Source organism: Psychrobacter sp., from assembly GCF_036731945.1.
Classification (GTDB): Bacteria; Pseudomonadota; Gammaproteobacteria; order Pseudomonadales; family Moraxellaceae; genus Psychrobacter.
In genome coordinates, this window is record NZ_DAINDI010000004.1 from 44,753 (window position 1) to 56,317 (window position 11,565).

Below are 11,565 nucleotides of genomic sequence, written 5' to 3' on the forward strand. Positions count from 1 at the left end.
TCAGAGATTGGACCAACGCCTGAGCTAATCACTCGAACTTTAACTTCATCCGTCGATAACTCATTTAGAGCCGCAAGTAACGCTTCAAGCGAACCACGCACGTCAGTTTTTAAAACGATATTGAGGAATGATACATCGCCTTGTTCCATCTGATCAAACATGCTCTCTAGACGCATGGCGTTCTGACGTTCAAGCTGGCGCTCGCGCTCACGGTTGGTTCTGAAATCTGCCACTTCACGGGCTTTTTTCTCATCAGTTAAGACTAAGAACTCGCTACCAGCAGCAGGTGTTTCAGGTAAACCTAATATCTCTACAGGGATAGACGGACCAGCAGATTTGATTCGTTGACCATTTTCGTCGGTCATGGCACGAACCTTACCGTAATGCTCACCTGCTAATACCAAGTCGCCCTGTTTTAAGGTACCTTTTTTAACTAGGACACTGACAACTGGACCGCGACCTTTTTCAAGTCGTGATTCAATAACGACACCTTGAGCAGCACCGTCTAACGGTGCTTCTAGCTCCATTAGCTCAGCTTGTAGACTGATAAGCTCTAATAGCTCATCAATACCGTCACCCGTTTTGGCTGAGATACGCGCCATTGGGGTATCACCGCCCCATTCTTCTGAAACCACTTCTTTAGCAGTGAGTTCATTAAGTACGCGATCAGGATCGGCGCTTGGCTTATCTATTTTGTTGATAGCAACGATGATAGGCGTACCAGCAGCGCGCGCATGATCAATCGCTTCTTCGGTTTGTGGCATCATACCATCATCGGCAGCGACAACGATGACAACGATATCTGTCGCTTGAGCACCGCGTGAACGCATAGCACTAAAGGCGGCGTGACCTGGGGTATCAAGGAAGGTGATAACACCGCGATCGGTTTTCACATGGTAAGCACCGATATGCTGAGTAATACCGCCCGCTTCACCGGTAGCAACTTTCGTTGTGCGGATTTTATCGAGCAATGAGGTTTTACCGTGATCAACGTGACCCATGATAGTTACAACTGGTGGACGCGTTTGCACATTACTGCTACGCTCATCTACCGCATCTTGTAGATCGTCTTCGACTTTAGTATCACTAACCGGTACTGGGTTATGACCCATCTCTTCAACAATCAGACTGGCCGTTGCTTGATCAATGGTGTCGGACTCGCGCGCGATCTCACCCATTTTCATGAGCAATTTGGTTACTTCGCGAGCTTTAACCGCCATACGCTGTGCCAAATCAGAAACCGTAATGTGTTCACTGATTTCGACGTCATAAACGATTTTATCGACTGGTTTTTCAAACTTATGCTGTGAGGCTTGCGTTGAGCGTAAACCGTTTTTACGGTTTTTGATTTCACGCTCGTCTTGATTCTTACGGCGACCACGACCGCGAGCACTGGTGCTACTGGTGCCGCGTTTGATTTCGCGACGTTCTTTTTCAAACGATTCTTCTAGAGCATCACCGACCAAACCTTCGGCTAATGGCTCATCTTTACGAACTTCAGTAGCTGGCTGATCGGTATATTTACCGGCCATTTTACGCATTTGCTCAAGCGTGCGCTTTTGCGCTTCTTCGGCTTGTGCGCGGCGAGTTTCTGCTTCGATTTCACGCAGGCGGGCTTCTTCTTTTTCACGAGCTTCGCGAGCTTTACGCTCAGCTGCCGTTTCAACTTTTGGTTTCGTCGCGGCAACTTTTTTCTTCGGCTGCTCTTTTGCCTTAACTTCTACCGCCGCTTTACCACCCTTTTTCACCACTACTGAGGTTGAGATATCGTCATTCTTATCGTCTGACTTCTTGCTCGAACCTAAGCTTGCACGCATCGCTGCTAACGTAGCCGCTTGACGTTCTTCCGCCTTTTTCTTAGTAGCGGCACGCTCTTCTGCTTCTTTAGTCGCACGCTCTTGCGCTTCAATCATGGCTTGTTCGCGCGCTGCCAATTCTTCCGCCATCTTTTCTGGATCAGGCTTCTCGAATACTTTCTTTTTGCGCACTTCTACATTAACGCTCTTAGATTTACCTGAAGAGCCGGTCACGCGTGCGGTGCTAGTCGTCTTAGATTTCAGGCTAATACGTCGCTTTTCTTGCTGGCCATGACTTTGCTTTAAATACGTCACCAACTTCTCTTGCTCAAGCTCGGTGACTAGGTCATCCTCTGCGCGAGCAGGCAGTCCAGCATCTACCAGTTGCTGTTGTACAGCACTTGCGGTTTTGCCTACCATATCTGCCAGTTCTTTGACGGTCTTATCTGCCATTTATTATCACCTACTGTCTATTATTTGCTATATGTTCAATTCAGTTGTTGGCTACAAATGATTGGGTTAAGACTAGTATTTGTAACGCACTTGATTGGGTTACGTCATACCAGCCCTTATTATCGATAGCATATCACTAAAAGACAGCGATATGCAGTTACCGCTTATTCATTGAACCAAGATTCCCGAGCTTTCATGATGAGTTTTCCTGCAGTTTCACTATCTAAACCTTCGATATCTTCTAGATCGAAGACGGCTTGTTCTGCCAAGTCATCGACGGTAATGATGTCTTTTTGTGCCATTTTATAGGCCCAACTGACCGTCATTCCTTCAAGATCTTGTAGCTCTTGACTTGGCTCTTTCATGTTCTGTTGTTTGACCAATTCATCGGCAATGACCACTTCTTTGGCACGCTCTTGAATCATGTCAATCGCTTCATCGTCTAGGCCTTCGATATCATAAAAGGTTTCGACTGGCACATAAGCGACTTCTTCAATACTGGTAAAACCAATATCAACCAGCGCTTGAGCAAGGTCTTTATCGACCTCTAAGCGCTCATAAAATAATTCGATAAAGGCCTTGCTTTCGTTTTCTTGACGCTGCTGATACTCTTCCTCTAACATCATATTGAGCTTATAGCCGGTTAATTCAGAGGCTAAACGCACGTTTTGACCTTGTGAGCCAATCGCCCGCGCCAATTGATCGTTAGTGCTAAAGATAATATCCGCCGTTTGCGTGTCTTCATCTAAGATGATACTGCTGACGTCCGCTGGCTCTAGCGCACTGATGATAAATTGGGCTGGATCATCTGACCAAACCACCACATCAATACGTTCGCCATCAAGCTCTTGTTGTACCGCTTGGATACGCGTACCACGCATACCAATACAAGCGCCAACTGGATCAATACGATGATCGTTGGTTTTAACCGCTATTTTAGCACGCGTGCCCGGCAAGCGCGCGACATTACGAATTTCAATAATTTGTTCAGCAATTTCAGGCACTTCTTTTTGCATCAATGCTGAGAGCATTTCAGGATGCGTGCGTGATAATAACAACTGAGCACCGCGGTTTTCACGATTAACATAATACAAAATGGCATTGATACGTGATTTTGGGCGCAATTGTTCACGAGGTAGCATCTGATCACGTGACAAATAGCCTTCAGCGTTGTCACCTAAATCAATGATATAACCATCGCGCGTTTGTTTTTTAACTTCGCCATACATCATCTCGCCAATACGTGGCTCAAATGCGTCGGCTACTAAATTGCGCTCCGCTTCACGGATTTTTTGAATGATAACTTGCTTGGCTTGCGTCGCAGCAATACGACCAAATTCAATCGATTCGATCTGCTCTTCTTTGATATCACCTATTGACCATTCGTCTTGGTCAAGATCGGTAATCGCTAGCTGACACGCAGGCATTTCATGGTCTTCATCTGCAACCACTGTCCAATAACGATAAGTATCATAATCGCCCGTCGCACGGTCAATAGCAACCCGTACCGCTACTTCTGGCTGATCGGTATAGACTTTTTTCTTCGTGGATACCACCAAAGCATCTTCGATTGCTTCAAAGATGTCTTCAGGATTTAAGCCCTTTTCATTACTGACAGTTTCTACTACCGTTAAGATTTCACGACTCATGCTATACCTGTCCTATCGTTTTATAATTGACTTAAACTTTATCGTTAATGTGTTGACGTTATATTTTCTCCATAAGCCAAAGGCTGTTTGGAGATTAGAATATTCATTTATCAAGATACTGTTTTTAAACTAAGCATCTTCATAAATCAAGTTGGCTTTGTCAATATTGCTTAATGCAATCTCAAACTGATTACCATCAGTGGCGGTCAGTTTTAAAGAAGTGTCATCAATACTGTCTAAAGTACCAGTTGCTTTGCGGCGTTTTTTATCGCCTTCACCAATCGCTTGAATCAAGCGCAAGCTGACGGTTTGACCGACATAATCACGCATCTGCTCATCTGAGAAAAAGGCACGATCAAAACCTGGCGACGATACTTCTAAAATATACTCACCAGCAATCGGGTCATGAACTTCAAGAATACCACTCACTTGATGATTTACCGCGGCGCAGTCCTCGATGGTCACTTGCTTATCTTGGGCTTGGTCTTCTGGCAATGCCTCAATATAAATGCGTAACAACGAGCGACGACCTTGTGGCGCAAATTCAATACCCCACAGCGCTACATCACAAGCTGCTACCGCAGGCGCAATAATATTGGTCAGTTCTGTAACTTTTGTCGAAAGCTTCATAATCTATTTATCTTTTCCTATTCACGTATCTTATCGTACTGAGCAAACTGTATTTTATATCGTAAAGCTTGTATTGATAGCACTGTGTTGTTTATCAATAACAATGTTTATTGTCAATAATTAACTATTATAAAAATTGACTGCCATCAAATTAAGACAATTCGCGCCTTAACTTAAAAACCTACCTTATTCTTAACGCTTAAACGCGTCACTATATAAATAAGATGTTTTATAACTCGTGCTTTTATATAAGGATGAGCCTAGAAAACATCAAGCTCAACCAGACAATGCTTTTATTATGTATAAAGCAGAACTATCGGTAAAGGTATGAGAAGTAAAGGATAGTGCGCTTAACAAGCATCGCGGCGAAGGACGATGGATAACGAATAGCATCGTACTCTATAGAGATAGAGCTTAGCATAAGTAGGACAGATATCGCGATAACACCGACCATCAGATACAAAAAAACCCACAAACATAATGGTGGGCTAATCGTTACTGACAAATTTAGTGTACAAAACATCAGTATAAAAAGTGGTAGCGGGGGCTGGATTTGAACCAACGACCTTCGGGTTATGAGCCCGACGAGCTACCAGACTGCTCCACCCCGCATCAATCTAGAACGCATATTATAGAGAGGTTTTAGAGGGCTGTCAATACTTATTTTAGATAATAATCAAATTAAGCATTAATGACGATGAACCCTGCTTTCTATAATGTTTGAGTACAACAACGTTCAAGTAAAACATCATACAAGTAAAGCTTGGTGCGATTGGGGGGACTTGAACCCCCACAGCTTGCGCCACCACCCCCTCAAGATGGCGTGTCTACCAATTCCACCACAATCGCATTTTTCTTACTACTCTGTTTTTCAGCTTTAACCTTTTATAACCGATGCATAAGGAAGGCAACGAAAGTTAAAGACGGCTAAAAACAGAGAAGCATTGTAAATCTAACGTCTTAAAATAGCAAGTACTGCCTGCATTAAAAGATAACGGTTAAAATTATCTGTCAAAAAATTAAGACAGACTTTAACGTAAATATAGTTACTGAGGGTTTTGTGTCAGCGGGCGCGGCGTTTGTGGCGCCGATACTGGCGCATCTAAACGAAACTGGTCTTCTGCTTGTTTACGTGCATGCACGGCAAGCGTCATACTGGTGATAAAAAATATCACCGTTAATACCGCAGTGGCACGCGTCAAAAAGTTTGCAGTGCCAGCGGCGCCAAATACGGTACCCGATGAGCCCGCACCAAAAGAAGCTCCGGCGTCTGCCCCTTTACCATGCTGTATCAAAATCAAGCCAATCATGGCAATTGCCACGATAATGTGCAGGGCTAATATAAACGTAAACATGGTGGCCTCTTTTGCCGCGTAATGACGACTGATAACGTAAAATAAATCGTAGGATTAAATAATGTAAATAACTGGCGTTTAACGATTGACATCTAATATGGCCAATAACGCCAAACCAGTTGTGTCAATAAAGCAATCATCTAAATAAGGCGCATTGTACACGATTGCAAGGGCACTGTTAAAGCCACTTTTGCCAACTGCGAAAGACATTTTTTGAGCAAAGTCATTGTTCAATATGGATTAAATTGTAATTTTACTGAATACGACTACGCTTTATTGCCGCCAAAAGCCTTGGCAATCGCTAAAAAACCTTCTGCTTTTAGCGATGCGCCGCCAACCAATGCGCCATCAATCATGCTATCAGCAGCAAAACTGTCGGCATTGTCAGCATTGACGCTACCACCGTATAAAACCGTTATGTTGTCTAATGCAGCATCGAAACCTGCCAGCGTCTGCTTAATATGTTGATGTGTCGCACTTACTTCAGCGACGGTTGGTACTTTGCCCGTGCCAATTGCCCAAACTGGCTCATAAGCGATGATTAAACGCTCTGACAAGTTTGTAGCAAGTTCAGGATTTTGCGCAAGTAAATCTTTAATCACCGCTAATTGCGCATCAATGACTGCCAGCGTTTCTTTGGCATCATACTGCGCTTGGGTTTCGCCAATGCAAAATATCACACCTAAGTTTTGTGTGAGGGCATAAGTCATTTTTTGCAATAAGCAATCATGAGATTCTTGATGGTACTGACGGCGCTCAGAGTGTCCCAATATCGTCCATGTTGCGCCAGCATCAGCAATTTGCTGCGCTGAACAATCACCAGTATAAGCGCCAGTACTGGGACTATAGGCGCTTATATCTTGAGCGGCGCTCAATATAGCACTACCTTTTAAGCACTCACTGACAGCGGTTAAATGAATCAAACTCGGGGCGACCATCAATTGACAGTCAGCGTTATCAGGCTGTTCTTCTCTACTAACAGCCGTTAATAAGTCATCTAGTAGCGCCTTGACGTCATGGCTCGTCGCTGGATTCTGCTTCCAATTTCCAATTACCCAAGCTTGCATACCTATATACCTTATCTTATCTATTGCTGCCAATATGGCTTATATGCGCGCAAGTATAACAAATATTTCCCAAGTGCTATAGTGCGTTGCTATAGTATAAAGCGCTTAGAATTGGAACCGATTTTGCAGAAAATGATTTTAGATAAGTATTCGTCACATTGACGTTTTTTGCAGATTAACCATCTTATACGCTATATAAAGTCTTTTAACTCTAAAAAATTCCTATATCATTCTATTTATAAAAAATAAAACCAAGGCAATCAATCAGTTGTTTTTAGAATAAATGTTACTAATCAATGTAGCGATTATAAATAAGCTACTGGTGTTATATATAGTAGATGTTTTGGTTTTGGTAAAAAATACAGCCCATTTAGTATCACGCATAGAGAGGTCTTAATGTCTATCACAGCCAGTAAGTACGGTGGTTTAGCGCAGCAGTTGATTAGCGAAGGTATCGTCAGCGAAGCGCATATGAAAACTGCGCAAACAGAGTCGCAACAGCAGCAAATAGGGTTGGTACCTTATTTGGTTGACAATAAGTTGGCCAATGCTTATCAAGTAGCGCAGATGCTATCACAAGCGTTTGGTGATCCTTTGTTTGATCTTGATGCCCTAAGCTCAGACGTCATTCCAAAAGACTTGGTCGATGAAAAAATCGTACGTAAGTTTAATGCGTTACCACTGTTTAAACGCGGGCAACGCTTATTTGTGGCATTAAGCGATCCCACCCGTATCGATGCCATTGATGCTATTGCTTTTAACTCGCGCCTGTCTATCGAGACTGTTGTCGTTGAAGAAGATAAGCTCAAAAGGCGTATTGAGAATCTATACGCTGATACCATGCAAAGTTTTGATAGCTTTTCTGACAGCGATTTAAATATCGGCTTTAATGAAAGCGAAGAAGATGAAGGCGAAACCAAACTCAGCGACGGCGTCGATGAAGCGCCCGTGGTGAAGTTTGTCAATAAAATGTTGGTTGATGCCATTCGTATGGGCGCCTCAGACCTACATTTTGAGCCTTATGAGAAAACCTATCGCGTACGCTTTCGTGTCGATGGCGTCATGCAAAAAATGGCCAGTCCGCCGGTACAACTTGCGGGTAAAATTGCCGCGCGTCTAAAAGTCATGTCGCAAATGGATATATCTGAGCGCCGTATACCGCAGGATGGCCGTATCAAGCTTAAAATCTCGAAAGATAAAGCCATTGATTTCCGGGTAAACTCTCTACCTACCTTGTTTGGCGAAAAGCTGGTATTACGTATTTTGGATCCTTCCTCAGCCATGCTCGGTATTGAAGCTTTAGGCTATGAGCCCGACCAAAAAGAGATGTTTTTAGAAGCCTTGCATAAACCGCAAGGTATGCTGCTGATTACAGGTCCTACTGGTTCTGGTAAAACTGTCTCGCTCTATACGGGTATCAATATTTTAAATACTGGTGAGACCAATATCTCAACGGCAGAAGACCCTGTCGAGATTAACCTTGAAGGTATCAATCAGGTCAACGTTAACCCCAAAGTCGGTTTAACCTTTGCCAATGCGCTTAAATCATTCTTACGTCAAGATCCTGATATCGTCATGGTCGGTGAGATTCGTGACCTTGAAACGGCTGAGATTGCGATTAAAGCAGCACAAACAGGACACATGGTACTCTCTACCCTGCATACCAACTCTGCCCCTGAAACCTTGACGCGTCTGCGTAATATGGGTGTTGCCTCTTTTAATATTGCAACTTCCGTGAATTTGGTCATTGCTCAACGACTAGCTCGACGCTTATGCAAAAACTGTAAAAAACCCATCAATATTCCACGGCAAAGCCTGCTTGAGCTTGGTTTTACCGATGCTGATTTAGACAATCCAGACAACCTCATTTATGAACCTATTGGCTGTAATGAATGCCGAGAAGGCTACAAAGGCCGTGTTGGTATTTATGAAGTGATGAAAGTCAGTCCCGATATTTCACGTATCATTATGGAAGATGGTAACGCGATTGACATTAAAGATGCTGCCCTTAAAAACGGCTTTAGAGATTTACGGCGCTCGGGTATTTTAAAGGTGCTGCAAGGGGTAACCAGTATTCAAGAAATGATGCGCGTGACTTCTGAATAGCAACCGTTGCAAAATTAAAATTCTAATTCGTGATTTTAAACCTTTATACTTATAAACTAGCAATGTTATCTAACAGATGTACTTAAATATAAAACAGATATATACTGGCTTTTTTTATAGAAATGAAGTATGCCGAAATGAGGTATTAAATTTGACATACTTTTACCGGTTTATAACATCTTTATTAGACGAATTTTGAGGGTATCAACATGGCAAGAGCTAAAACCGACATGCTATTAGACTTTGTCTATGATGGAGTAAACCGGCGCGGACAAAAAGTAAAAGGCGAAACCACCAGTCGTAGCTTGGAGTTGGCGAAAGCCACCTTGCGCAAGCAAGGTATCACTGTCAAAGGTATCAAGAAAAAACCCAAACCTTTATATACCTTTAAAAAGTCTATTAAACCGATTGATATTGCTATTTTTGCGCGGCAGTTGGCCACTATGATGAAAGCTGGCGTGCCATTAACCCAGTCTTTTGAGATTGTTGCTGACTCTCTTGATAACCCGAGCATGAAAGATTTGGTCTTGCAAATAAAAGCCGATATCGAAGCGGGCGGCACTTTTGCTTCGGCACTGCGTAAACATCCGCGCTATTTCGATGATCTGTTTTGTTCTCTTGTAGACTCTGGCGAGCAATCGGGTTCGCTAGAGACCATGCTAGAGCGCGTTGCAACCTATAAAGAAAAAAGTGAGTTGTTAAAAGCTAAAATTAAAAAAGCGATGAAATATCCTATCGCCGTGATTGTCGTTGCCATTATCGTTACTATGATTCTACTAATTAAAGTGGTTCCAGTTTTTTCGGATTTATTCGAATCTTTTGGTGCCGAACTACCGGCGTTTACTCAGATGGTGGTAAACATGTCAGAATGGATGCAATCTTGGTGGTTTATCTTAATTGTGCTGATTGGCGGTGCCATCATTGGCTTTTCAGAAGCTAAAAAACGCTCTAAGAAGTTCCGTGACTTCTTAGATCGGGCGGTATTAAAAGCACCAATATTTGGCAACATCGCTTATCAAGCGGTCATCGCTCGCTTTGCACGCACATTATCAACCACCTTTGCTGCTGGTGTACCCCTCATTGACGCTTTAGATTCTACCGCTGGCGCCGCAAACAACGTGGTCTTTTATAACGCCATTCAGCAAATAAAGAACGACGTCTCCACCGGTCAGCAATTGCAATTTTCGATACGCTCAACCAACTTATTCCCAAGTATGGCGATTCAAATGGTTGGTATCGGGGAAGAATCAGGTAGCTTAGAAGAGATGCTCGATAAAGTTGCGGTCTATTACGAAAACGAAGTCGATAATGCTGTTGATGGTTTGACCAGCTTAATGGAGCCATTAATTATGGCGGTGCTCGGTGTGTTGGTTGGCGGCTTAGTGATTGCCATGTATTTACCAATCTTCCAAATGGGCTCAGTGGTAGGCTAACAGCCACTGCAAGGAAAACGATTTCATGCAATTTCTTCAGTTATTACAAGAAAATATGACTCTTGCCTTAGTCGTATTTGGTCTACTTAGTCTTTGTGTTGGCAGCTTTTTAAATGTGGTGATTCATCGGACACCGCACATGATGGTAGCGGCGTGGCGGCAAGAATGTAGTCAGTTTATGGCTGAGCAAGCAGACATGCCGCCTGAACATACGCAACCACTGGCAAACATCGTCGCTGCTGACCCTTCTATTACGTTAAGCACACCGGCTTCACGCTGTCCGCACTGCGCTCATAAAATAAAGTGGTATGAAAACATCCCTTTAATAAGCTGGCTTATATTACGTGGTCGCTGCTCAGACTGTAAAGCGGCTATCGGACTGCGTTATCCTATTGTTGAGCTGGTGACTGCGCTGCTATCTATGCTGGTCATTTATCAGTTTGGCGTCAGCGCCGCTGGATTATCAGCATTAATTTTAGTCTGGACGCTGGTTGCTTTAACGGGTATTGATTTTGATACTCAGCTATTGCCAGATCGCCTAACCTTTCCATTGGCGGGCTTAGGATTGGCGGTAAATTCGCAAGGTTGGTTTGTCTCACCTACGCAGTCCATTTGGGGACTTTTACTTGGCTTTTTATCTTTGTGGGTGGTGGTAAAAATCTTTTATCTCATTACGAAAAAACACGGCATGGGACAAGGCGATTTTAAATTACTAGCCGTCTTGGGCGCTTGGCTTGGCCCAATGATGTTGCCACTTATTATCTTGCTCTCCTCCCTGCTGGGTTCTATCGTCGGGATTATTCTGATGAAAAAACAAGGGGAAAGTCGTCCCTTTGCCTTTGGTCCTTATATCGCGATTGCTGGTATCATTGCATTATTATACGGCCCAGATATCGTCAATTGGTATCTAGGAATGTACGCTTAAACCCCTATACTGACGCAAGTAGACGCGCAATTTCTCAAAAATGCGCTTTAACCTGCTAGAATAGGCTATTGGTATATTGTAGCCTCCCTCTTCTATCGGTTAAATAAGTCATTACTATGTCAAATTATGCCTCATCTTCATCTTATTCCTA

General features: G+C 43.3%; 8 protein-coding genes and 2 tRNA genes. 3 read left to right on the top strand and 7 right to left on the bottom strand.

The features are described 5' to 3' along the window. The 7 genes from infB to tpiA all read right to left on the bottom strand — a co-directional run. Positions 1–2,249 (bottom strand): translation initiation factor IF-2 (infB, locus tag V7D75_RS01575; protein ID WP_333613131.1); only part of this gene is annotated, 2,249 nt, incomplete at its 3' end. A 164-nt stretch (positions 2,250–2,413) separates the two neighbouring features. Then, the gene (gene nusA, locus V7D75_RS01580) at positions 2,414–3,898 is read right to left on the bottom strand and encodes a transcription termination factor NusA (protein WP_333613132.1); all 1,485 of its coding nucleotides are present in this window, start codon (positions 3,896–3,898) and stop codon (positions 2,414–2,416) included. Positions 3,899–4,027: 129 nt separating this feature from the next. Further along, on the bottom strand, positions 4,028–4,528 hold the full coding sequence (gene rimP / locus V7D75_RS01585; RefSeq protein WP_333613133.1) for a ribosome maturation factor RimP: 501 nt from the start codon (positions 4,526–4,528) through the stop codon (positions 4,028–4,030). Positions 4,529–5,063: 535 nt separating this feature from the next. After that, positions 5,064–5,140 (bottom strand) — tRNA-Met (locus V7D75_RS01590). Positions 5,141–5,292: 152 nt separating this feature from the next. Further along, positions 5,293–5,377, bottom strand: a tRNA-Leu gene (locus V7D75_RS01595). A gap of 197 nt (positions 5,378–5,574) precedes the next feature. Beyond that, the gene (gene secG, locus V7D75_RS01600; protein WP_025652589.1) at positions 5,575–5,883 is read right to left on the bottom strand and encodes a preprotein translocase subunit SecG; all 309 of its coding nucleotides are present in this window, start codon (positions 5,881–5,883) and stop codon (positions 5,575–5,577) included. A 266-nt stretch (positions 5,884–6,149) separates the two neighbouring features. Then, complete coding sequence (gene tpiA, locus V7D75_RS01605; protein ID WP_333613134.1) at positions 6,150–6,950, bottom strand: triose-phosphate isomerase; 801 nt, start codon at positions 6,948–6,950, stop codon at positions 6,150–6,152. A 396-nt stretch (positions 6,951–7,346) separates the two neighbouring features. On the opposite strand from tpiA, the gene pilB reads away from it, so the two are divergent. From pilB to V7D75_RS01620, 3 genes are all read left to right on the top strand, one after another. After that, positions 7,347–9,056: a type IV-A pilus assembly ATPase PilB gene (gene pilB / locus V7D75_RS01610; protein ID WP_333613135.1), complete on the top strand. Its 1,710-nt coding sequence runs from the start codon at positions 7,347–7,349 to the stop codon at positions 9,054–9,056. Positions 9,057–9,265: 209 nt separating this feature from the next. Further along, on the top strand, positions 9,266–10,489 hold the full coding sequence (locus tag V7D75_RS01615; RefSeq protein ID WP_333613136.1) for a type II secretion system F family protein: 1,224 nt from the start codon (positions 9,266–9,268) through the stop codon (positions 10,487–10,489). Positions 10,490–10,514: 25 nt separating this feature from the next. After that, positions 10,515–11,414: a prepilin peptidase gene (locus tag V7D75_RS01620; protein WP_333613137.1), complete on the top strand. Its 900-nt coding sequence runs from the start codon at positions 10,515–10,517 to the stop codon at positions 11,412–11,414. Positions 11,415–11,565: the final 151 nt, after the last annotated feature.